This window comes from Streptomyces sp. TS71-3 (genome assembly GCF_018327685.1).
Lineage (GTDB): Bacteria > Actinomycetota > Actinomycetes > Streptomycetales > Streptomycetaceae > Streptomyces.
Window position 1 is genome coordinate 30,816 of the sequence record NZ_BNEL01000002.1, and the last position, 22,748, is coordinate 53,563.

The 22,748-nt window shown below is 70.1% G+C and carries 20 protein-coding genes and 1 pseudogene; 4 read left to right on the plus strand and 17 right to left on the minus strand.

Annotated elements, in window-relative coordinates; translation table 11 throughout:
* Nucleotide 1: 1 nt before the first annotated feature.
* The 4 genes from Sm713_RS24515 to Sm713_RS24530 all read right to left on the minus strand — a co-directional run bounded on the left by Sm713_RS24515 (nt 2) and on the right by Sm713_RS24530 (nt 4,835).
* Nucleotides 2-895 carry an ATP-binding protein gene (locus Sm713_RS24515; protein ID WP_212912268.1) on the minus strand — a complete coding sequence of 298 codons (894 nt, stop codon included), beginning with the start codon at nt 893-895 and terminating at the stop codon, nt 2-4.
* Nucleotides 889-1,713, minus strand: a complete 825-nt coding sequence (locus Sm713_RS24520) for an ATP-binding protein (protein ID WP_212912269.1) — start codon at nt 1,711-1,713, stop codon at nt 889-891. Before Sm713_RS24520 ends, Sm713_RS24515 begins: the two co-directional genes overlap by 7 nt.
* Complete coding sequence (locus Sm713_RS24525; RefSeq protein ID WP_249416671.1) at nt 1,710-3,134, minus strand: Mu transposase C-terminal domain-containing protein; 1,425 nt, start codon at nt 3,132-3,134, stop codon at nt 1,710-1,712. The genes Sm713_RS24520 and Sm713_RS24525 overlap by 4 nt, the downstream gene beginning before the upstream one ends.
* A gap of 882 nt (nt 3,135-4,016) precedes the next feature.
* Nucleotides 4,017-4,835, minus strand: coding sequence for an IS5 family transposase (locus Sm713_RS24530; protein ID WP_212912270.1), 819 nt, complete (start codon nt 4,833-4,835; stop codon nt 4,017-4,019).
* A gap of 121 nt (nt 4,836-4,956) precedes the next feature.
* On the opposite strand from Sm713_RS24530, the gene Sm713_RS24535 reads away from it, so the two are divergent.
* Nucleotides 4,957-5,631: a Type 1 glutamine amidotransferase-like domain-containing protein gene (locus Sm713_RS24535; RefSeq protein ID WP_212912271.1), complete on the plus strand. Its 675-nt coding sequence runs from the start codon at nt 4,957-4,959 to the stop codon at nt 5,629-5,631.
* A gap of 151 nt (nt 5,632-5,782) precedes the next feature.
* Nucleotides 5,783-6,403, plus strand: a complete 621-nt coding sequence (locus Sm713_RS24540; RefSeq protein ID WP_212912272.1) for a hypothetical protein — start codon at nt 5,783-5,785, stop codon at nt 6,401-6,403.
* 37 nt (nt 6,404-6,440) lie between these two features.
* On the opposite strand, the gene Sm713_RS24545 is transcribed toward Sm713_RS24540, so the two are convergent.
* The 4 genes from Sm713_RS24545 to Sm713_RS24560 all read right to left on the minus strand — a co-directional run bounded on the left by Sm713_RS24545 (nt 6,441) and on the right by Sm713_RS24560 (nt 9,608).
* The gene (locus Sm713_RS24545) at nt 6,441-6,974 is read right to left on the minus strand and encodes a hypothetical protein (protein WP_212912273.1); all 534 of its coding nucleotides are present in this window, start codon (nt 6,972-6,974) and stop codon (nt 6,441-6,443) included.
* Nucleotides 6,975-7,024: 50 nt separating this feature from the next.
* Nucleotides 7,025-8,485 (minus strand): acyltransferase, encoded by a 1,461-nt coding sequence (locus Sm713_RS24550; protein WP_212912274.1) that lies wholly within the window; start codon nt 8,483-8,485, stop codon nt 7,025-7,027.
* 171 nt (nt 8,486-8,656) lie between these two features.
* Nucleotides 8,657-9,034, minus strand: a complete 378-nt coding sequence (locus Sm713_RS24555; protein ID WP_212912275.1) for a hypothetical protein — start codon at nt 9,032-9,034, stop codon at nt 8,657-8,659.
* 178 nt (nt 9,035-9,212) lie between these two features.
* Nucleotides 9,213-9,608 (minus strand): hypothetical protein, encoded by a 396-nt coding sequence (locus tag Sm713_RS24560; RefSeq protein WP_212912276.1) that lies wholly within the window; start codon nt 9,606-9,608, stop codon nt 9,213-9,215.
* Nucleotides 9,609-9,683: 75 nt separating this feature from the next.
* On the opposite strand from Sm713_RS24560, the pseudogene Sm713_RS24565 reads away from it, so the two are divergent.
* Nucleotides 9,684-9,941: pseudogene (locus Sm713_RS24565) on the plus strand (SDR family NAD(P)-dependent oxidoreductase); the annotation flags it as partial.
* Between the two features lie 135 nt (nt 9,942-10,076).
* Here Sm713_RS24565 and Sm713_RS24570 read toward each other — a convergent pair.
* From Sm713_RS24570 to Sm713_RS24610, 9 genes are all read right to left on the minus strand, one after another.
* Nucleotides 10,077-10,520, minus strand: coding sequence for a VOC family protein (locus Sm713_RS24570; RefSeq protein WP_212912277.1), 444 nt, complete (start codon nt 10,518-10,520; stop codon nt 10,077-10,079).
* A gap of 11 nt (nt 10,521-10,531) precedes the next feature.
* Nucleotides 10,532-10,903 carry a nuclear transport factor 2 family protein gene (locus Sm713_RS24575; protein WP_189997684.1) on the minus strand — a complete coding sequence of 124 codons (372 nt, stop codon included), beginning with the start codon at nt 10,901-10,903 and terminating at the stop codon, nt 10,532-10,534.
* 143 nt (nt 10,904-11,046) lie between these two features.
* The gene (locus tag Sm713_RS24580; protein WP_212912278.1) at nt 11,047-11,850 is read right to left on the minus strand and encodes an ester cyclase; all 804 of its coding nucleotides are present in this window, start codon (nt 11,848-11,850) and stop codon (nt 11,047-11,049) included.
* Nucleotides 11,847-13,439 carry a GMC family oxidoreductase gene (locus tag Sm713_RS24585; protein WP_212912279.1) on the minus strand — a complete coding sequence of 531 codons (1,593 nt, stop codon included), beginning with the start codon at nt 13,437-13,439 and terminating at the stop codon, nt 11,847-11,849. Before Sm713_RS24585 ends, Sm713_RS24580 begins: the two co-directional genes overlap by 4 nt.
* 123 nt (nt 13,440-13,562) lie before the next feature.
* Entirely contained in the window at nt 13,563-13,973 is a 411-nt protein-coding gene (locus tag Sm713_RS24590) for a hypothetical protein (RefSeq protein ID WP_249416672.1), read from the minus strand.
* A 501-nt stretch (nt 13,974-14,474) separates the two neighbouring features.
* Nucleotides 14,475-15,689, minus strand: a complete 1,215-nt coding sequence (locus Sm713_RS24595) for a transposase (protein ID WP_308293190.1) — start codon at nt 15,687-15,689, stop codon at nt 14,475-14,477.
* 514 nt (nt 15,690-16,203) lie between these two features.
* The gene (locus Sm713_RS24600) at nt 16,204-17,727 is read right to left on the minus strand and encodes a phosphotransferase (protein ID WP_212912282.1); all 1,524 of its coding nucleotides are present in this window, start codon (nt 17,725-17,727) and stop codon (nt 16,204-16,206) included.
* Nucleotides 17,724-19,478, minus strand: a complete 1,755-nt coding sequence (gene treS, locus Sm713_RS24605) for a maltose alpha-D-glucosyltransferase (RefSeq protein ID WP_212912283.1) — start codon at nt 19,476-19,478, stop codon at nt 17,724-17,726. The genes Sm713_RS24600 and treS overlap by 4 nt, the downstream gene beginning before the upstream one ends.
* Nucleotides 19,471-21,453 (minus strand): alpha-1,4-glucan--maltose-1-phosphate maltosyltransferase, encoded by a 1,983-nt coding sequence (locus Sm713_RS24610; protein ID WP_212912284.1) that lies wholly within the window; start codon nt 21,451-21,453, stop codon nt 19,471-19,473. Before Sm713_RS24610 ends, treS begins: the two co-directional genes overlap by 8 nt.
* A 430-nt stretch (nt 21,454-21,883) precedes the next feature.
* Here Sm713_RS24610 and Sm713_RS24615 point away from each other — a divergent pair, with 430 nt between their 5' ends.
* Nucleotides 21,884-22,711: a type 1 glutamine amidotransferase domain-containing protein gene (locus Sm713_RS24615; protein WP_189997676.1), complete on the plus strand. Its 828-nt coding sequence runs from the start codon at nt 21,884-21,886 to the stop codon at nt 22,709-22,711.
* The last annotated feature ends 37 nt before the right edge of the window (nt 22,712-22,748 follow it).

The following is a 22,748-nucleotide window of genomic DNA, read 5'->3' on the forward strand; positions in this document are numbered from 1 at the left end:
GTCACCGTCCGCCGTCGACCCGGTCGGCCACCGTCTGCAGCAGCCGCCCATCGGGCACGGCGGCCCGGGCGCGGGCCATCAGTCGCAGGGTGTGATGGGTGATCACGACCCAGCGGCGCAGCGCGCCGCCGGCCAGCCGGGCGTCCAGCTCCATCAGGTCGCCGGGATCGACGCCCTGCCACACTGGGTGCAGCGCGGGCACCGCTACCGAGACCTGATCACGGGTCAACGGCTGAAGATGCAGCCAGCCGGCGGTGCGGGTGGCGAGCATCCGCTGGGCGCGCAGGCGCCGCTCCCCGCGGCGGGCGGCGATGAGGACCACGCACAGCCCGCCCGCGACAGCGTCGTACAGGAATCGCAGGTACTCCATGCAGGACGCCGACAGCCGGTGGGCGTCCTCGACCACGACGATCCGCGGCCGATCGGCCAGCGCGTGGCGGATCAGTGTGTCCGCGGCCCCCGGATCAGCCGGCGCCCCACCGGGCAGCCGAAGTGCCCGGTGCAGAGAGTTACGCAGGTCCGCCGGCGCCGGCTGCGCCCGCAGCTCGAGGGGCAGCAGGTCGCCAAGACGGCGGCCGGCCACATGGACGGCGAAGGTCTTACCGATGCCGACATCACCCAGCACGCACACGAACCGGCGCTCGCAGGCGGCGTCGGCGAGCGCGGCGCCCACCGCGAGCATGCCGGGGGTCAGCAGCGTGCGCATCTGCCCAACCCGCAGGAAATGCAGCCCGGATGAGTCAGCGTCGTCCAGGACGGCGAACGGCCCGGCCGCGGCCGCCTCGCCCCACACAGCCCGCACGGAAGACTCGGTGGACTCGGTGGACTCGGTGGACTCGGTGGACTCGGTGGACTCGGTGGACTCGGTGGACTCGGTGGACTCGGTGGTCAGCATCGGCCCAACGCCCACTCCACTACCGTCTCGTCAACCGTATCGGCTCCCAGGTGCTCCATGCCCTTCAGGACATGCTTGGTGACCTTGACCCACTCGCGGAACGAGCCGAGTGCGTACTGGGTGTCGATCCGCTTGAGCAGCGCCTCGTCCACACCGCGCCACACCGGATGAGAGTCGGGCACCGTCTTGAGGATCTCGTCCTCGGTCATCGCGAGGATCTCCAGGCGGATGTAGATCCGGGAAGCGAGCGCCGGGTCGCTCTGCAGCGTCTCGTAGGCCTCACGGCCGCCGACGAACACGATCGCGGGCTGTGGGTCGCAGTTGTCCCACAATTTGCGCAGGAACTCGAAATTCTCCCTGCGGTACTGCTGCGCCTCATCGCACACGATCACATACGGGCGCCGCGGCAGACTCTCGCGCAGCAGCTTGTCGAACGCGGTCGGCGTGCCCGGCATCTTGCAGTTGAGCCGCATCTGGTGAAACAGCTCCTCGCGCAGGTCCTTCGGTCCCGGGCGGGAGCGGGCGAAGTCGAGAGGGAGGATCAGATCGGGATTCATCTCCTGGATCGTGGCCCGCGTGGAAAAGCTCTTGCCGAGCCCCGGGTCGCCGTAGATCACGGACATGGCCCTGGACTCGATGGTGTCGATGACGGTGTCCTTGATCTGCAGCAGAGTGTCCGTGGCAACCAGCGTGGAGTCCTTCAGACCAAGGAAATGCTGCGGGCGCAGGTCGGGGCGGCGCCTGGATGCCTCGCTCGCAGGGGCAGCGGCCGGCTGGCGGCGCTGGCCAAGGTGCTTGCGTTGAGGAGCAGTTGTCACGAGACCTCGTCCTTGGAGTCCTGGGATGCAGTGTCGGTGGAGTCCTGGCCGGGGCGTTTCCACCCGGCCGGGACGGGAGTCAGGGGCCGGTACGGCTGGATACGGCGGCGGGGTGCGACGGGCAAAGCGGCGCCTTCGAGTTCGGCGCGAGCCTCCTGCGCGGTCATCCGCATCGCGCGGACGGGCAGTTCCGGCTCGGTGGATGGCAGGTGCCGCTCCCGCCGGCGCTCGGCGGCGCCGTTCAGGGCCCGACGCAAGGCCTTGCTGTGCTCGTCGCGTTCGAGGAGCACCTTGGCGCGCAACTCCTCGCTGGCCTCGTTACTCAGGAAGGCCCGGCCCAGGTAACGGTTGCCGCGGAAGGTGTACAGGTCAATCTCGTGGGTGTGGTGCGGCATCCACCGCACCCGCACCTCGAGCCCGATCCGGCCCACCCCGTTTTCCGCCATATAGCAGCGACCCGCGAACTCGACCCCGTGACTGGTGATCTTGTGGACCTTGTTGTCGCTCTCCAGCATGAAGGCGCGCAACTCGGACGCGCTCGGCTCAGGCCTGATCTCCGTCGGATCCGCCTGCCACGCTTCAAGCGGCGTCATCCCGGTGCGCTGGATGACGTGCTCGGTGTTGTGCTGGCGGACCCACTGGCCCAGCAGGCGAACGAACGCCTCGAAGGTCAGCAGTGGATCCTGGTCTCCGACGCGGCGGCGGTGATCGAGCCTCGGCGCCTTCGTGTAACGGGGCAGGTCGGCGAAGAACCTTGTCATGCTCGTCAGGTTCAGGCGTTCCACGCCGCCCTTGTGCCGGGCGCTGCGCACCCGGTGCACGGGCACGCCGAGCAGCCCGAAGGCGCGCAGGACGGTCTTGGAGAGGAAGTCGGCGCCGCCGTCGACACGGACCAAGTGCGGCAGCCCGCCAGCCGGGCCGTAGGGGGCCTCGCGCATGACGGAGGCTCGTACGGCCGCCAGGACGGAGCCACGGTGCGCGGAGCCGGCGGTGACCGCCCAGCCCATGACATAGCCGGTCCCGCGGTCCTCGAACCACGTCACCCACACCCTCGACGGCTTCTTGTCGGGCATCATCACCACCGTCTCGGCCTGCTTGTGGTCCCCCTCCCACACCGCGTTCCGCGCCACCGACGGCCGCTGAAAACACGGATCGAACCCACGGGCCGCCAAAATCCCCTCGCGCAGACCCGCCATGAAGCCCGGATCGAGATCTCGGGCGATCGCATCATGCAGTGTCGTCAACCCGACCGGCTTGACGCCCGCCTCCTTCGCGACGCGCACCAAGTGCTCGTGAGCCCGCTTCACGTTGCCCTGATAATCGGCGAGGACCTCGATCACCTCATCAGTGATCTCGAACCGCTGCCGCTCCGGCTTCTCCGGACTGCCGGTCTCCTCCGCGCGGGCCAGCCAGCTCCACACCGTCCGCTTGTGTACACCCACCGCGTCAGCGACCAGCCGTACATGCGCTGTCGTCAACTCCCCTGCGGCCCGCAGCCGTAGCAGCTGAGCCACTGCCGCAGGCCGCAACTCATCCCGATGCCGCCCCAAACCGTCACCCACGGCCCCAGAAGCGTCGCCGTTCGCCGTCACCGGAGCTGGCATGCGCGCCACGAGCGAACCGGAAACCAAGCAGTGATCACGGCGCCAGCCCCTTTTATGACGTCAACTACCACCCCACACAGGGCAGTTCACGCCGCACCCGTGACAGGCGCGACGGATTAGACGCTAAAGCCGACACCCTGACACGCGCCCCTTCGATCACTTGGACGAGTGACAGCAGCCCCGTTTCACCTCCGCCCCACACCCTCATGCGCTACAGAGCACACCGCGAAGGAGGTTCGACGAACACGACACCGATCGATCCGGACTCACACCACCGCCGAGTACGGAATACCACCACCAAGATCAACTATCTGAAATACCCGACGACCAGCACAAATACAAGCCCGCATCAATGATGCGAAAACCCGAACACCTCAGTGGCGCCTTCACCGAACCTCACAGCGTGCGAAGTGAGCGGGGGATATTCGTCGTCGAGGCGGGGAGGAGTCGATCCGGTTTCGATGCGCATGGGACGTGCTTGCCGCCAGATCTGGGAGACAGGCCCTGTCGTGCGTCGGGCTGCGTGGACTGCCGGAGCGTCTCGCCTACGAGGGCGGAGTGCGCGTATGGGGAGGGTGGAATTTCCAGAGATCACAGCGGAGTTCAAGGACTCGTTCGGTTCGCGTGCGTTCTTCGAGGGGGAGGTGTGTCCGGACGGTGCCACCGGTTACACGTTCACCGGCAAGCTAAGAGGATGTCTCACGTGGCGATTTTGGAGAGCCTCTTGTAGCAAGTCATGACTGCCGCGAGACCGAGGAAGGCGAGGAAGTGATTGCCTTTGCGTTCGTAGCGGATGGTCAGGCGGCGGTATCCGAAAAGCCAGGAGATGGACCTCTCGATCTTCCATCGGTGTCGTCCGAGGCGTTCGGAGGACTCCACTCCCGGCCTGGCGATCCGTGGAGTGATGTTGCGTTCCCGCAGCCACGCTAGGTTGTCGGCGGAGTGGTACGCCTTGTCGGCCCGAATCTTCTCGGGGCGCCGCCGCCGGGGGCCGCGCCGTGAGCGGACAGCCGGAATCCCGAGGATGAGCGGGCGAAGCGCCTGGACGTCATTGACGTTCGCGCCCGACACCCCGATGACCACGGGCAGTCCCTGGGCGTCGGTGAGAACATGAAGTTTGCTGCCCGCTTTGCCTCGGTCGACCGGGTTCGGCCCCGTCAGCGGCCCCCCTTTTTTTGCGCGTACCGATGCGGCATCGACGATCACGGAGCTCCAGTCGAGTCCGTTGCGGGCTCCGATCTCGTCCAGAACTATGCGGTGCAGGCGGCGCCATACTCCGGATGCGGTCCAGGCGGAGAACCTTCGGTGAGCCGTCGCTGGCGAGACCCCGAACGTCGGGGGTAGATGCCGCCACGCGCACCCGCTGGTCAACACGTACACGACGGCCGTGAATACGGCTCGCTGGTCAATCGGCGCCGTGCCACCGCCCTGCGGGCGCGAGCGGAAGGACGGCAGTACCGGCTCGACCATTGCCCACAGATCATCCGGCACGAGGCGCTGCAACAGATCCCCACCCATGCATGATCACGATGTCGCTGTCGGGCAGCAGTAGGTCTGGGAGTTGCGCAGTTGTCTCAGGCTTGTGGTCTCGCACCTGCAGCGCCTACTCGACCAACCGGCCTTCTACTAGGGTTGCGCGATGAAGCTTCTCCTCACCGACTCCGGCGTCAGGAACGCGAGCATTCTGGCGGCGCTGGTCGATCTCCTCGGCAAGCCCATCTCCGAGGCCGACGCCCTCTGCATCCCCACCGCAGGGTACGGGGGCCCCTACGGGGACCCATACGGACCATGGCAGTTCACCAGCGGACAGTCCTCCAGTCCCATGACCGAGTTGGGCTGGAAGTCAGTGGGCGTGCTAGAGCTCGCCGTACTGCCCGACATCGAGGAGGAACGCTGGATCTCCTGGGTCCGGGAGGCAGACGTCCTCCTCGTGAACGGGGGCGACGCGCTGTACCTGTGCCACTGGATGCGAAAGTCCGGACTGGCCGACCTCCTCCCGACGCTGCACGACACCGTCTACGTCGGGCTCAGTGCCGGAAGCATGGTCCTGACCCCTCGTATCGGAGAGGAGTTCGTCAGTTGGACGCCCCCCAGCGGTGACGACAGCATGCTGGGAGTTGTCGACTTCTCCATCTTCCCGCACCTTGAGAGCCCTGGCTGCCCAGAGAGAAGCATGGCCGAGGCAGAGCGGTGGGCCGCCAAGATCGGGGATCCGGCATACGCCATCGACGCTGAGACCGCCATCAAGGTGACCAACGGCAGAATCGAGGTCGTCTCCGAGGGCCACTGGAAGCTGCTCAACCCGGCATCATGAACAACAACGACTTTCCCGTCCCCGAGGTCTGCGCGCTGGAGCCGGAGGAGACACCAGGACCGCGATGACCACCCTGCACAATGTGAGGGGGGCGAGCCCTCGTGTGCGGTAAGCGGCAGGCCTCCCGTCGCCAGCTCCGCAAGATCGCCACGTGAGACATCCTCTAAGGGCGACCTGCAAGCTGAATCGGAGCTCCACGTCTTTCGACAACACGGTCAGGTTCGGGCACGGCGGTACCAAAGGCGATTACGAATATCTGGAGTTCACGATCGTCGGTGAGGACGAGAACGTGTTCGCGGTGGAGGGGCGCGGGTCCCGCTCCGAGGACGACACGGTGGATTTCCGGCTCGGGGTGAACAACGGGATCAGCGGGCAGTTCGATGACGGGAAGACGGTGACACTCCCGGCCGGCGGCCCCTGGCGGTCCGTCGGGCCCGTCTATGTCGACGAGGACATGTACGGCAAGACCCAGTACGACGTCCGCTTCGACGGATCTGTGCGCGCGGACGGGCCGACTGGCTACGTCATCGATGGGGAGTTGTCGGCGTTCGGGGGCGCGGCGGCGCTGACGACGCAGTACGCGAGGCTGGGACACAAGGGGGCGGGGGGGTTCCTGGCACCACGAGGCCGTCGCCTGCGAGGACACCCCGAAGAGGATCAGGATCAGGGGCAACCGCGACAGCGGCAAGGACGTTCAGGTGAAGGTGGGCGCCACCAGCGAGGTGGCCAACCTCTACGGCTACGGAGAGGTGATCACCCGCTCGTTGCCTGAGGAGTTCTGAGCGCGCCCCATATGAGGAGGGGGCTGGTCAGGCTCCGATGCCGAGTGCGCCGACGTAGGCGTAGGCGCCGTAGCCGGAGTCGAGGTCGGAGATGAGGTCGTCCCAGATGTCGTCCAGGGTGTCCGCGTCGCCCTCTGCCCAGGCGTCAACAGCTTCGTCCCACACGTAGCGGGCCTGGATGGAGCGCTCGGACAGGTTCGGACGCCGGCGGGCTTGGGGCACGTTCGTCTGGTCGACCGGGTAGACCTCGATACGCCGGCCCCGCCCCTCGTTGTCCAGGAGCCGCTTCAGTGCTCCGGAGCGGACCACGTTCTCGCGTCGACGCTCCTGGTACGCCGCATCGACGGCCTCCAGCTTGCCTGCGGACGGACGGCGGCCGGCCTCCCAGGAGCGCAGGAGGCGCGCGCTGACGCCGTGCTGGCGCAGGGCCTCACGGCCGGCGGGGCTGGCCAGGTAGCGCAGCCGGGCGTTGAGGCCTCGGGTGGTGGTGACCGGGGAGGCGATGCCGCCTTCACGGGCGATGCGGTCGATCTCGCGGGCGAGGGCCTGGCCACCGCTCATGCCGCGGGCGCCGTACTTTTGCCACTCGCCCCACCCGTATTCGCCGCCCACTACTGGTCACCCCCGAGGATGTAGGTGTTCTTCGGCTTCACCTGCGCCAGATCGCGGCCCGCTTCGAATACTTGGCGCCAGTCCCCCGCGACGTGCAATTCGTCGGTGCCGGACATCTCCACCACCGTCAAACCGGCCTCATGCGCTTTGTGCGCCTTGCGCCAGAGATTCGCGAATGCCTGCGAGCGGATAATGTGCATCCAATCCGGGCGCCTAATCGCGCGGTTGGCGCTGGACTCCCCGATGGTGGACACGAACTTAGAATACATGAACTTCACGTATTCCGTGGTCACTTCATCGTCATTCGCAATGGCCTCTTTACGGACCTCTACCAGGGCACGGCGCATTTTCTCCAATAGCCCTTCGCTGCTGCCCGACGTCCACGACTCGTGAATGATCGGCGCATCGCAGAGTGGGGTGTCGAGTCGGGCGCAGTGCAGCAGGAGCCGCAGCGTGGGTTCGGTCACCCACAGGTCACCCGGTTCTTTCCTGGCGCCGAGCGGGGAGGGGAGGTCTTCCGCGGTCCATGCGGGCGGGGTGATGCGGTGAATTCCGGACCGCTTCGGGTCGTGCGCTGCCGCGTCACCGGTCGAGTGGACCAGCTTGCCGATCGGCAGATGGGTCTTGAGCGCGGCGAGGTAGGCCGCGTTGGCGTCGAGCGCGGTGACCTCCAAGTGCACCAGGCCCTCCCGGGCTGCGCGCGCCAGCTCGGCCGCGCGCCACTTCGGCCGGGCCTCCCATACCTGGTCCGCACCCTTTTGAGTGCGCTTTTGGAGGAGGTCGCTGGTCGGGGGGAACTGGCTGTGCTCGTATCGGCCGCCGACGCGGGAGGCCTCGAACAGGTCCATGACGTCGGGGATCGCCCGCTTGATCAGGGCGGCCCGTGCGGCGTCGATGTCGCCCTGGTGCTCGCGCAGGGTACGAGTGACCGCGGCGCGTACCAGGTCGGCCAGGGGGCCGGCGGGGGTGGGGCGGCGCGGCACCCGGGCCTGCTGCTCCACGGCCTGCTGCTCCACGGCCTGCTGCTCCGTGGCCGGTGGCTCCGCAGCCGGTACCGCCGATTCGACCTCCGCGGCCGACGCCGCAGGAGCGGCCGGCGCCAACACGGCCGACCGCACGGGCGCCGGGGTCGGCGGCGCGGCCGTGAGGTCGGCCTCCGGGACGTCGGCGGGGGCCGTGGGGAGCGGGATGGCGGCCTGGATGGTGCCGCGGGTGATGCGGTCCGCGGGGAGGCGGGAGGCCGCGTGCGTCGGGCCGGCGAGTAGATCGAGCGGGGTCATCCCCCAGTGCGCGGCGAGCCGGTCGACGTCGCCGAGCGTCCAGGCCGCCCTGCCGGCCTGCTTCTTGGACACCTGCGCCTGCGTCACATCGAGGGCGGCGCCGAGCTGCGCCTGGCGCTCGCCGGTGCGCTGCATCAGCGCGGCCACGGTGAGCCGCAACAGGTCCTCCGTGCTCATCATGGCGACCACCCTACCAGGGATTATTCCAAATCGGCATTGTTGATTCCTGGTTGACATTCTTGCTGCCTGTGTCCCGAGGTCACGTACGGCCGTGTGACGGCCGTTGGCGATCTGTCCCGACCGGATCCCGCCGGAGCGTGGTGTTCGGGGCTCTCAGGGGCCGTTGACGGCCTAGAGCGAGGCCTTCGGCGACTGGACAGAGTCCGAGAGGGCGGCGGCCAGGCGGTAGACGCCGCCGGCGTGCGTGCTGCCGAGCGGCAGCACGGCCACAACGTCGCGGACCAGCCCGAGGACCGACAGTGAGCTGAACAGGGGTGCGCCGTGCGTGCACGGCCTGTACGTGCCCCGGTCGACCTGGCCGAGGTCACGCCGGACGCCCTCCAGGCGGGGGACGTCGACAAGCGGCGACTCCGCGGCGCGGTTGGCTCGGATGACGTCCGTGAGGATCTTGCGCATGTGGGGGTAGCTGGCGTTCCAGAGCTCGGTCAGCCGGGCTGCTGTAGGGGCGTCGATGTGTGTGTTGGTGCGGATGCTGTCTTCGGTGATCACGGGTACTCCTGGGTGTTGGCGCCGGACGGTGGGCGGCTGACGGCCGGTCACCGTCGAATCCGCGGGAGATCGTCTGTACGGGCCGCTGAGAGCCGATCTCCACCGGGTCGGACCAACTACCCGAGCCCGGCGGGAAATCGCCGGGCCTGGTCGACGTCCGCGTCGGGGGCGGTGAGGGTCACTGCCGGGCCTCCGCTTCGCTGCGGGTGACGCCGGGGTGGGTGCACCGGCGCTGGCCGCCGGTGTCGTCGTCGTCCAGGAGCCAGCCGTACGCGTCGCACGCCGGGCAGGCCGCGATGACAGCCGCCCGCGGCAGTGCCGGCCTCCCGCCGGCCTGCGCCACCTTGGCCTGGGGCCGCACCGTGGTGTACCGGCGCAGGTCCTCCACCCATCCGGGCAGGCACTTCGTCCACGACGCCGCGCCGCCGGTGTTCTTCAGCACGTCGGCCTCCAGCAGGTCGCGATCCCCCGCGTCCAGGCCCACGATCGACGGCCAACCCTGACGGCGCATCGTGCGCAGCAGCGGCACCGCGGACTTGCGGGCCGTCCTCGCGCCGGCCTGCCACTGCCGCATCTGCTGATTGCCCGTCCTCGGCCGCTGATCGAAGGGGCACGTGACCTCGGGGACACCATGAGGGTTCTCCCGGTCCCGGCGTACGCCTATCCGGGCGTCGCCTACCCGGCCTCGAAGGCCGCGGTCAACATGGTCACGGTCCAGTACGCGAATGCCTTACCGGACATCCGCGTCAACGCCGTGGAGCCGGGTTACACCGCGACCGACCTCAACGGTCACACCGGCTTCCAGACCGTGGAGCAGGGCGCGGAGATCATCGTCCGGATGGCGGTGGTGGGCCCGGACGGGCCGACCGGGGGCTACTTCGACGCGGAGGGGACGCTGCCCTGGTAGGCGGACGGCCGCCGCGCCGCCCGGCAGCCGGGGGCCGCGTGGTCCGGGTGCGCCGGGCCGGGTTCGCCGCCCCGTGACGGACGGCCGCGCGGTCCGGCCCGGGGCGCGCCAGGAGGCGTCCCCGGGCCGGCCGGGTCAGGAGTACGCGGCCAGGTCCGCGGGCGTCTGGTCCCGGTAGCCCTGGCTGACCTCCACCACCACCCCGTCGGGGTCGGTGACCCAGATCGTCTTCCAGCCGGGGATGACGGAGTCGAACGCCAGCGGCCCGAGCGAGAGCGTCAGTTCGCCCTCGGCCTCCCGCCAGAACGCGTCCACGTCGTCGACCTGGAAGGCGAGGTGGCGGGCGATGCCGGGGTGGTCGGGCCCGTCGTCGCCCGAGGTGAGCAGCGGGGGGTTCGCCGACCTGAACAGCTCCAGGTAGACGTCGCCGCTGCGCAGGAAGACCACGCGGACGTCGCCGTCCTCGATGACCCGGGCGCGGCGGAAGCCGAACCAGCGGGTGTAGAACTCCTCGGTGGCGTCCTGGTCGGCGCAGTTCAGCCCCACGTGGGACCAGCGGGCGGTAACCGGTGCGGTCATGGCGGCCTCCCTCACTTCCCGGTGACGGGGGCGAACGGCACGGTGTCGTGGACGTTCGTCATGTAGACAATGTGACCGTCGGCGACCTGGAAGTAGTTGCACACGTCGGCCTCGACGGCCACGCCGCTGTGCGTACGCGCCGAGATGTGCGACACGACCGCCGCCTGGTCGCCCTGGACCACGGTGTGGACGGGCCGGTTGGCGAACTCGGCGTACATGTCCGGGAAGCCCTTCATCATCTCGCGCAGCGTCTCGCGGCCCTCGACGTGGCCCGCGAGTTGCTCGTCCATGGTCTGGTCCTCGGCGAACAGGTCGCACCAGGGGTCCCAGTCGCCGGCGTTGGCGAGGGCGTAGTAGCGCTCCACGATCTCCGTGGTGTTCATGCTGTGCTCTCCTTCTGCTGGTGGGAGGGTGCTGCTCCGTGCCGGCCGTACTGGCCGTACTGGTCCGTGCGTGCGGCGGGGCCGGTGCCGGGCGGACGCGGCGGGCGCCGCCGCCGGATGTCCGCCCGGCACCGGGCGGCCGGTCACTCGGGGAGGGGTACGCCGGTCTGGTACATCAGGCCCGTGGTGTCGGCCTGCACCCAGCGCTCGGCGACCTTGCCGTTCTCCAGGCGGTAGACCTCGATGCTGGTCCAGCTGACGGCCTTGCCGGTCGGCTCCTGGCCGAAGAACGGGGCGATGTGCCGGCCGTTGAAGGTGATGTGCATGACGACCTTGTCGCCGTCGGCGGCGTAGAGCTGGTCGGTGGTGACGTGGAAGTCCAGGGCCTCGTGGGCGGCGCGGATGATGCCCTTCAGCTCCTCCAGGCTGGCCACGTCCCAGGCGGGGTTGCGGTCGACGAAGGTCGGGGCGAACAGGTCGTCGAGGTCGTCGTAGCGCCTGCTGTTGACGGCGTCGCTCACCTTCTGGACGACGGCGATGTTGGCGGCGTCGGAGGACAGCTGCTCGCGCAGGCCGAGGAGGTCGTCCTGGGCCCAGCGCTCGACGAGCACGCCCTGGGAGACCCGCCATATCTCGGTGGTGCTCCAGGTGACGTCACGGTCGGTGGCCGGGAGCCCGAAGGCGGTGCCGACGTGCTTGCCGGTCAGCCGCACCCGGGTGACGATCCGGTCGCCGGCCTCCAGGATCTCCTCCAGCTCGCCCCGCAGGCGCAGGGACTCCCTGGCGTCGCGGAGGGCGGCCTGGTAGGAGTCGATGCCCTTGATGTCGAAGCCGGGGTGGTGGTCCACGAAGTCGGGCCCGATCACCTCGGCGATCGTCCTGTGGTCGCCGCTGTTGAGCGCGGTCAGGAAGCGCCGGTAGACAGCGGTGGGGGAAAGGGTGTTCATGCCGTTTCTCCTGTCGGGAGTGGGTGTGTCCTGGATCGGAGAATCAGATCGGCGGCCTTTTCGCCGATCATGATGCTGGGGGCGTTGGTGTTGCCGGCCACGATGTCCGGCATGACGGAGGCGTCCGCCACCCGGAGCCCGGTGACGCCGTGCACGCGCAGCTCGGCGTCGACGACGGCCGCGTCGTCGGTGCCCATGCGGCAGGTGCCCACGGGGTGCCACAGGGTGGTGGCGTTGGCCCGGATGAACGCGCGCAGCTCCGCGTCGGTGGTGACCTGGGGCCCCGGCGCCAGCTCCGCGCCGCGCACCGCGTCGAAGGCGCTCGTGGCGGCCAGTTCGCGGGCGAGTCCCACACCGTGCAGCAGCACGTCGAGGTCGGCCTCGTCCGCGAGGTAGTTCGCCTCGACCCGGGCCTGGTCCCAGGCGTCGGCGCTCTGGAGCGTGACCCGGCCGCGGCTGCGGGGGAGCAGCGCGATGGGGGCGAAGGTGAACCCGGGGCCCTGCCACTGCCCGGCCGGAGCCGTGGGCGGCAGGAACTTCACCGGCCCGAAGGTGAACTGGAGGTCGGGCGGGCCGTCCGGGCCCGCGGCCGGGGTCCTGGTGAACAGCCCGGCCTCGGACAGCAGCGCGCCGGGCGGGTGCTCGCCGCGTGCCTGGTAGCAGACGGGTAGGAAGACGTGGTCCTGGAGGTTGGCCCCGACCCCCGGCAGGTCCGCCAGGGCGCGGATGCCGTGCCGGCCGAGGTGCGCGGCCGGTCCGATGCCGGAGAGCATCAGCAGCTTCGGGCTCTCGAAGGCGCCCGCGCTGAGGATCACCTCCTGGGTGGCCGCCACGGTGTGGGTGCGGCCGTCCTTGACGTACTCGACCCCGGCGGCGCGGCGCCCGTCGAAGAGGACCTGGGTGACGCGGGCCTCGACCTGCACGTCGAGGTTGGAGCGGTCCAGGGCCGGGCGGAGGTAGGCGGTCGCCGCGCTGCTGCGGCGCCCGGCGGCGGTGCGGGTGGTCTGGTAGTAGAACCCGCCGCCCTCCTGGCGGACGCCGTTGTAGTCGAGGCCGGTGCCGGTGTGGCCGAGTTCCCGGGTGGCGGCCACGAAGGCGCGGGCGACGGGGCTGGGGCGTTCCAGGTCCCTGACCTGTACGGGGCCGCCCCGGCCGCGGAGCGGGGAGCGCGGCCCGGCGTAGTCCTCGGACCGTTTGAAGTAGGGCAGGACGTCGTCGTAGGACCAGCCGGGGTTCCCCCGCGCGCTCCACCGGTCGTAGTCGGCGCGGCTGCCGCGCACCCACATCAGGGCGTTGACGGAGCTGCTGCCGCCGACCACTTTCCCGCGGGCCACGGGGATGCTGCGGCCGTCGAGCCGCTTCTCGGGGGCGGTGCGGTAGCCCCAGTCGATCGTGGGGCTCCACGGCGAGGTCAGCAGGGAGAGCACGGAGTCCGCGTCGGTGCCGTGGATCTCGGGCCGGTCGTCCCAGCCGCCGGCCTCCAGCAGCAGGACCGAGTGCCGGGGGTCGGCGCTGAGCCGGGCCGCGAGGGCCGATCCCGCCGACCCGGCGCCGACGACGATGTAGTCGACTGCCCGGCCCCCGCTCATCTCGGGCTCCTGGGCGGGCGGGTGCCGGCCGCCGGCCGGCGGGTGGGACGGCCGGCGGGGCAGCCGTGGTCGGGTGAACCAGTCATGGCGTCTCCTGGGATCGGTGCGGGGCGTCGGGGCCGGTCAGCCGAGGCCGGGGACGGGCACGGGCGTCATGTCGCCCACGCGGTACCAGGAGATGCGCAGCCGGGAGCCGGGGTCACGGCGCAGCCGCCACTCCTGGTTCACGCGGAACGCGGACCTCTTGCCGTCCTCGGTGGTGGTCGCCGTCCAGACCACGGTCAGCGCGACGTCGACCGTGTCGCCGCGGGTCTCGTAGTCGAGCTTCTCGACCACGTGGCTCTGGTCCTCGAATGCCTTGCCGACCACGCCGTACCAGTCGGTGAAGTCGACATGGCTGCGCAGTGTGCGCTCGGGGAACGCCATTTCCAGGTTGTTATCGATGATTTTGGGGAGCAAACGCTCGACGGGCTCATGGCGGCTGAGTTCGTCGAACCATTCCTGCACAAAATTCTCTACGTTCTTCTGCTGCACGGGAATCATCCTCGGGATTCTGGAAAGGGGGTGGGGCGGGACATCGCGGGTGACTTCGAGCGGAGTCCTGAGGGGACATCCTGATAAACGTCGAAGGTGCGGGGGAATCCGGTTGCGGACAGCTCTCCTGCCCATACGGGCGCGGGGTTCCACGGATGGTTCGGGTATTTCCGGAGCGTCGGTTCCGGTGGTCGGTGATCCATCGGCGGGCGCTCGGCCCGGGGAGTTCCCCGCGCTTTCCGGATTCCGTGTTCGGTGTGTCCAGTATGGAGCGGACGGGGCGCCCGCCGTGTTCTTCGCCGATGGCGGGGAACTACTTTTGCAGGTCGATTCGGAGGGACCCGGCGCAAAGGCGGGACCGGGTGCGGGCGCGCCGTCCGCCGTCTTCGCCGGGGCGCGCGGGAGGGTGTGCGCGGCGGGAGCCGGCCGCGCGGGAGTGTGTGCCGCGGCCGCTGGTGCCGGCCGCGCGGTGCCTGCCGGGCTCTCGGCGCCGGCGGCGGGTCATGCGCTGAGGTCGCGGTGGGCGCCGGCCGCGGCCAACGGGCCCGGGTGCGCCGCGGCCTCGCGCAGCGCGCTGTAGGCGGCGGCGGTCGACACCATCGTCATGTGGTGGTGCCAGCCGCGGAAGGAGCGCCCCTCGAAGTCGCGCAGCCCGAAGTGCGTCTCCAGGCGCTGCATCCCGGCCCGGCTGCGGGCGGACAGCGAGACCAGGGGCATGACCTCCTCCAAGAGGCCGCCGGTGACATTGGTGAGCCAGAAGCGCGTCGGTTCCTGCGCCGCGCTGATCTCGCCGATCAGCCTGACGGACTGCTGCGGCGGCGGTTTGACGAGCCGGGCGGCCGTCGGGACGCGGACGTACTGGGAGATGAGCCGGCCTCTTCGCGCCCTGGTGAGGGAGAGGGCCCCGGCGCCGTGCTGCGCCCCGCTGCCGGTGGCGTCGCGCAGCACGTCACGGGCGTTGGTGACCGGGCGCGCCGGGTACGCCGCGGCGTCGCCCTTGGTGACGGGGAAGGAGGCGTCGACCTCCACGGCGTAGTCGATGCCCCTGGCCGTCAGCCAGTTGACCAGGCGCGCGGCGTCGGGCAGGTGCCGCAGGTTGCCGATCACCGGGGCCGGCGAGAGGTGCCAGCGGGTGCCCATCTCCTCCAGCATGTCGGTGATCTCGGCCCACTCGGGCTTGCCGTACACGTTCTCCGGGATATAGGCGGACCGCCGGAAGGCCGCCTCCTCCCGCCACTTTCCGTGGAGGGCGATGCGCCAGTCGACCGGCACGCTCATGGTGTCGGAGGTGAGCACGACACCGAGGCCGAGCTGGCTGTTGACGGTGCGTCCGAGTTCGGGGACGAATCGCTTCTGGACCCCGACGGAACGCTCGCCGCGCTTGGGAATGACGACGCGTTCGACCGACCACGCCTGGGGGCGGCGGCTCGCCTGCGCGTGCCGGGCCAGCAGGGCGCGTACCGGTTCCCAGTCCCAGGGGCTCTGGTTGATGAATTGCTGGAGTGATTGCTTCGCCTGGAAGATGGGGAGACTTTCGGCGATACGACGGACGGACTTTTTACCGTCCACCATTAAGAGTCCGCGCAGGTACACCTCCGCCCACCTGCGCTGATCCATACGCGGCATCGGGCTGAAGATTTCACTGGCGAATGCGGAAACGTTGTCACATGCGAGGGGTGAGATATCAGCGTTCAGTGTTGACATTCCTGTCCTCATTCCCGGGGGAGGGGCACGGCAACGGCACCGATACTCCCCCACAGGCGTCTCGCGACGGGCAAGTGCGACTTAACGTAGTCGTGGACGATCGATTTACCCGTCGGTTTCACTGTCATGGGCGCAGCGAAAGGGTGCCTGCGCATGCCGGAAGAATGCCTGGCGGATGCCGGGCATTCGCAGAGGTGATGTCGCTTTTAGCTGTATCAGCCGGGCGGGTGCCCGAGGGGGCCGTCGCCGGGGAGCGCGTTAACGCGGTGCCGCCGACGACGGCCGGGTCCGGAGTGAACCGAACGGTAACTTTTTGCCGCCGGCCCGCCGGCCGCTCGCCGGCGAGCGGCCGGGGCCGGACCGGTGCCCGCGCATGACCTGTAACGACGCCGAGTGTGCGATCACGTTTCCCCCGTGGTCCTCGGTTCCGTCTCGTGGCGCGCGAGGCACTTACGAGACGCTCCGGACACTAACCTACTCAACACTCGGTATGTTCATGCGGAGCCCGAGAGCGTTGACCAAGGCTTTACCAGCCGGAGTCGGTGCCGAGGAGCCGGCCGATGGCGCGGAGCGGATTCCAGGCCCAGTCGGGGCGGTTGCGGGTCTCGTACAGCACCTCGTAGACGGCCTTGTCCAACTGGTACGCGGCCAGCAGCGGGGCGCGGGCACGGGAGCGCGGGTCCACGCGGGACGCGGCCGCGTAGCCGTCGCAGAAGGCCCCCTGCATACGCCGCGCCCACGCCTCCGCGACCGCCCCGGCGGGGCCCGGGACGCGGTCCGCGGCGCCCAGCACGTGGTACGCCGCATAACTGAAGGACCGCAGCATGCCGGCGACGTCCCGCACCGGTGACGCCATGGCGCGGCGCTCCGTGAGGGGCCGCGCGGGCTCCCCCTCGAAGTCGATCAGCAGCCATCCGTCCGGGGCGCGGAGCACCTGTCCCAGGTGGAGGTCGCCGTGCACGCGCTGCACCCGGCCGGCGGCCTCCGGCTCCATGCCGGCCACCGCCGCGAACGCCTCGCGCAGCGCCTTCTCGTACGGAGCGAGCCGCGGTACCGCCTCCAGCGCCAGGTCGAGACGGTTCGTCATGGCGCCCGCCAGGCGGGCCAGCCCGGGCCGGCCGAGCGGCCTGCTGCCGCCGACGGCCGCCAGCTCACGGTGGACGGCCGCCACCGCCTCACCGAGCCGCCACGCCTCACCGACGCCCGCCGCCTCCGCGGTGCTCGCAGCCTCCGCCGCGCTCGCCGCCGTGCCGCCCCGGGTCCCGCCGGTCGCGCCGGCACCGTCCGTCCGGCCACCGGACCCGCCGGCACCGCCCGCCGGCGCGGCCGCCCCGCCGGGGAGCGGCAGGCGGCGCAGGTCGCGCAGGGCCAGGTCCCAGCCGCTCGGCGCGTCCTCGGCGTACTCCTGGAGCGTGGCGTACGTGGGCCCGTCCGCCGCGGGGCCCTCGATCGAACCCAGCAGCCGCGGCACATGGGCGGAACCCGCCACGTGCAGCATGCGGTGCAGCTCCAGGTCGGGGTTGCTGCCGGGGCCGAGCCTGCGGAAGACCTTCAGCAGGTAGCGGCCGTCCACCACCACCGAGCTGTTGCTCTGCTCGACCCCGAGCGGCCGGCTCGACGGGACGGGGTGCGGCGGGCGCATCCCGGGGCTCTCCGCGCGGAAGCGCAGCCCGTCGGTGCGGGTGCCTCGGGCGATCAGGCCCACGAGACACGAGGTCAGCTCCGGATCCGCCAGGGCATCGTAGACGACGGTGTCCCGGTCGCGGGCGACGACGGCCAGGGTGCCGGCCGCCGCCGGGAGACGGGAGGACACCCCGAGCGGCACCTGGTAGTCCTCCGGCGGCCCCCCGTCCGCGAAGTGGGCGCGGGCCACCACGATCACGCCCTCGGGGCCGCCCGGCGGCCGTGCCTCGCGGAAGGGCAGACAGTGCTCCACACCGACGTGGCGCAGCGGCCGCCCCTTGCCCGCGAACCAGCGCTGCGTCGGCAGCCACACGGTCAGCGAGGCCGCGAGCCGCGCGCTCCAGGTGACACGGGCGGGCGCGGTCATGACGTCTCCTTCGCGTCCGTCAGGGAGAACCACAGGAACCCGTGTCCGCCCAGGGTGAGCCGGTAGGGGTCGCCGGTGACGCGGGGAAACGTGACGTCCCCGGTCAGCTCGGTCGGTACGGCGCCGGCCTCCGCGCCGAGGTGGAGGGTGGCCGGCTGCGGGGAGGCGGAGAAGTTGTGCACGCAGACCAGGACGTCCTCGTCGCCCTCCGCTCCGGTGAGCCGCCTGATGTAGGCGAGGACGGCCTCGTTGTCCGTCTCCAGCTCCTCGAAGGTGCCGAGCCCGAAGGCCGGGTGGCGGCGGCGCACGTCGAGCATGCGGCGGGTCCAGTGCAGCAGGGACGACTGCTCAGCCGCCTGCCGTTCGACGTTGACGGCCGCGTAGTCGTAGGCCGGGTCCATGACGACCGGCAGACCGAGGCGGCCCGGATTCGCCGTGGAGAAGCCGGCGTTCCGGCCGGAGGACCACTGCATGGGGGTGCGGACCGCGTCACGGTCGGGCAGCCAGATGTTGTCGCCCATACCGATCTCGTCGCCGTAGTACAGGATCGGCGAGCCCGGCAGGGAGAGCAGCAGCGCGGTGAGCAGCTGGATCTGGTTGCGGTCGTTGTCGAGCAGCGGCGCGAGCCGTCTGCGGATACCGAGGTTGGCGCGCATCCGCGGGTCCTTGGCGTACTCCGCGTACATGTAGTCGCGTTCCTCGTCGGTCACCATTTCGAGGGTCAGCTCGTCGTGGTTGCGCAGGAAGATGCCCCACTGGCTGCCGGACGGGATCGGCGGTGTCTGGGCCAGCACCTCGGACACCGGCAGCCGGCTCTCGCGGCGCAGCGCCATGAAGATGCGCGGCATGAGGGGGAAGTGGAAGGCCATGTGCGCCTCGTCGCCGCCGGAGGGCGCGTCCCCGAAGTACTGCACGGCGTCGATGGGCCACTGGTTGGCCTCGGCCAGCAGCACACGGCCGGGGTACTCGTCGTCGACGATCTTACGTACGAGCTTCAGGAAGTCGTGCGTCCGGGGCAGGTTCTCGCCGTTGGTGCCCTCCTCGACGAAGAGGTAGGGCACCGCGTCCATGCGGAAACCGTCGATGCCGAGGTCGAGCCAGAACCGCACGACGTCGAGCATGGCGTCCTGGACGCGGGGGTTCTCGTAGTTGAGGTCCGGCTGGTGGCTGAAGAAGCGGTGCCAGTAGAACTGGCCGCGCACCGGGTCGTGGTTCCAGTTGGACTCCTCCGTGTCCACGAAGATGACACGGGCATCCGGGTAGCCGCTGTCGTCGTCGGCCCAGACGTAGAAGTCGCCGTAGGGCCCCTCCGGGCCGCGGCGGGAGGCCTGGAACCACGGGTGCTGGTCGGAGGTGTGGTTCATCACCAGGTCGGTGATGACACGCATGCCTCGGTCGTGCGCGGCGTCCAGCAGCTCCACGAAGTCGGAGATGGTGCCGAACTCCGGCAGCACCGCCCGGTAGTCGCTGATGTCGTAGCCCCCGTCGCGCAGCGGAGAGGCGAAGAAGGGCGGCAGCCAGAGGCAGTCGACGCCCAGCCACTGGAGGTAGTCCAGCTTCTCCGTGAGCCCGCGCAGGTCGCCGGTGCCGTCGGCGTTGCTGTCGTAGAAGGAGCGGACGAGCACTTCGTAGAAGACCGCGCGCTTGTACCAGTCGGCGTCGACGGGCAGGGCCCGTGCGCTGTGGTAGTCCTCCGCGCGCACCTCGGGCAGGTCTCCCGCCCGTGTGCCGTCGCCGGGTCGGTCACTCATGACGGCTCCAGGTGATGATGCGGGCGACGGACTCGGCGGGGTCGATCTTGACGTGGCTGCTGGTGTCCCAGACCACGTCGGCGCCGGTGAGCTCCTCGCGCGCGGCGAAACGCGCCCCGGCCGTCAGGCCGAGCGGCGCGGGGTCGAGGGTGACGGTTCCCTCCTGCGTCCGGTACGGATCGAGGGTGACGACGCACAGCACGGTGTCGCCGCCGGCCGGATCGGTCTTGGAAAAGGCGAGGAGCTGGTCGTTGTCCACCTCGTGGAAGCGGAGGTGGCGCAGCCGGCGCAGCGCGGGGTGCGCGCGGCGGACCCCGTTCAGCGCCGCGATCAGCGGTTCCAGGCTGCGCCCGGCCGCTCGCGCCGCCTCCCAGTCGCGGGGCCGCAGCTCGTACTTCTCGGAGTCCAGGTACTCCTCGCCGCCCTCGGCACCGGCCAGCGCGCGGTGTTCGAGGATCTCGAAGCCCGAGTAGACGCCCCAGCTGGGGGAGAGCAGCGCGGCGAGCACGGCGCGCAGCGCGAAGGCCGCGGGGTGACCGTCCTGGAGGTGTCCGGGGAGGATGTCGGGGGTGTTGACGAAGAAGTTGGGGCGCAGGAAGTCGGCCGTGTCCACCAGTTCGGTGAGGTAGTCGGTCAGCTCCTGCTTCGTGGTGCGCCAGGTGAAGTAGGTGTACGACTGGGTGAAGCCGGCCTTCGCCAGCCCCTGGAGGACGGCGGGCCGGGTGAAGGCCTCGGCGAGGAAGACGACGTCCGGGTGGCTCTCCTTCACCTCCCGGATGAGCCGGTTCCAGAAGACGGCCGGCTTGGTGTGGGGGTTGTCGACGCGGAACACCGTCACCCCGTGGTCGATCCAGTGCATGACAACCCGGAGCAGCTCGGCGTAGAGCCCGTCCGGGTCGTTGTCGAAGTTCAGCGGATAGATGTCCTGGTAGGCCTTGGGCGGGTTCTCCGCGTAGGCGATGGTGCCGTCGGGGCGTGCGGTGAACCATTCCGGGTGGCTGCGCACCCAGGGATGGTCAGGGGAGCACTGGAAGGCCAGGTCCAGGGCGACTTCCAGGCCGAGGGCGCCCGCCGACGCGACGAAACCGTCGAAGTCGTCGAGGGTGCCCAGCTGTGGGTGGACGGCGTCGTGGCCGCCGTCCGCCGATCCGATCGCCCAGGGGGACCCGACGTCGTCCGGGCGGCTGGTCAGGGAGTTGTTGCGGCCCTTGCGGTGGGTGTGGCCGATCGGGTGGACGGGTGGCAGGTAGACCACGTCGAAGCCCATCCGGGCGATGCGGGGCAGCTCCTTCGCGGCGGTGGCGAAGGTGCCGTGGACGGGCTTCCCGTCAAGGTCACGGCCCCCTGTCGACCGGGGGAAGAACTCGTACCAGGCGCCGGCCAGCGCCAGCTCGCGGTCGACCCACACCTGGCGGCTCGGTCCCCGGGTGAGCAGTTCGCGCAGGGGGTGCAGTGCGACGGCCGCGGCCACGCCGGGGGCGAGGGCGGCGGCGGTGCGCTCAGCGGGCGGGAGCCGCCAGTCGCGCAGCCGTTCGGCGGCGGCGACGAGCAGCCCGCGGTCCCCGTCGTCCGCCCGGCGGGCGTGCCGCTCCAGCAGCCGGGCGCCGGTCTCCAGGTCGTTGGCCAGCTCATCGGCGTCCTGCCCGACCGCGAGCTTGGCGCGCACGGCGGCGCACCAGGTGGTCCACGGGTCGCCCCAGGCGTCGACCCGGTAGGTCCACATGCCCGGGCGGTCCGGTACCACCGTCGCCGACCAGCGGTCCAGGCCCTCGTCGAGCAGGGTCATGGGGACACCGGCGGCTCCCGGCCGGTCCGGTCCCGGGCCGCGCCACAGCACCGAGGCGGCCGGCGCCTCGTGTCCCTCGCGCCAGATCGTCGCCTCTATGGGGACGTGCTCGCCGACAACCGCTTTGGCGGGGAACGCCCCGCCCTCCACGGTCGGCGACACATCGCCTATGGATATGCGTCCACTCATTCGTGAAAGCCCTCTCTTTCCGCGTTTTCTCCACCCTCGGGGCGGCGGGATGCCGAGGGAAGCATTCCGGCCGTATCGCGGTGCACTTCGCGGACTTGGCCAAGTGGCAGCGTAAATGTGAGAGGCGGGAATTCCGGTGCGGAACCGGGGGCGAATGCTGCTGGCCGGTTCCGTTGCGGGTTCGCTCAACCGCAGGTCAGTGATGGTACGGGTAGGCGGGTGTCCACTCTGGCACAGTCTCGGGTGCCCGGACGGCGACTGCCCGGGCCGGTGCGCAACTGCGTCAACTTCCCATAGTTGTAGTCATGTCCGAGCCGTTCGTTGCAGCATGTATCAATTCCCGTATCTACTCGGTCCTGTTCGGCGGATGTCATTCTCCGCCGGCTGCGGGGACCGACCCGCGTAACTCGTGATTAACACGGAGGAAAAAGTGTCGCAACGAATTCTCGTGGTGCTTTCGGAATACGGCTATTGGGGTGAGGAACTCGTCGGCCCGCTGGAGGCGTTCGACGCCCGCGGGTACCGCGTCACCTTCGCCACGCCCACCGGCAAGCGGGCCCGCGCGCTGCCGCCGAGCCTCGACCCCGACTACATCGACCCGCCGCTGGGCCGCTCCGTCACCAGCCACGACATGGCCCGCAAGGCCCGGGCGCTCGACGAGTCCTCCCGCCTCGACAACCCGCTGAGCCTGGCGGACCTGATTCCCGAACGCCCGTACTACAGCGCCCTCAACCACCTGCGGGAGCTGGAGGACTACAACCGCCGGCTCCAGTCCGCCACGTCCGACCTGGTGGCAGGGTTCGACGCGCTCGTCATCGTAGGCGGCAGCGGCCCGATCGTGGACCTCGCCAACAACGAGCGGCTGCACGAGGTCGTCCTGGCCTTCGCCGCCGCCAACAAGCCGATCCTCGCCGAGTGCTACGGCGTGGCCGTGCTGGCCTTCGCCCGGGACCTGGAGACGCGGGAGAGCCTGCTTCGGGGCAAGCACGTGACCGGGCACCCCAAGGAGTACGACTACAAGGACGGCACCGGCTTCATCGGCGTGGACTTCAACATGGGCCCGCCGCCGTACCCGCTGGAGTACATCCTCCGCGACGCCACCGGGCCCGAGGGCGGCTTCCACGGCAACGTCGGCAAGGAGACGTCCGTCATCGTCGACTACCCCTTCGTCACCGGCCGGTCCACCCCGGACTCCGTCCTCTCCGGCGAGCTGCTGGTGCAGACGCTGGAGAACGGCCTGCGCCGGTACGGCTGGTAGGGCTGCGCACCACATCCCCGATCAGAGGAAGGACAGC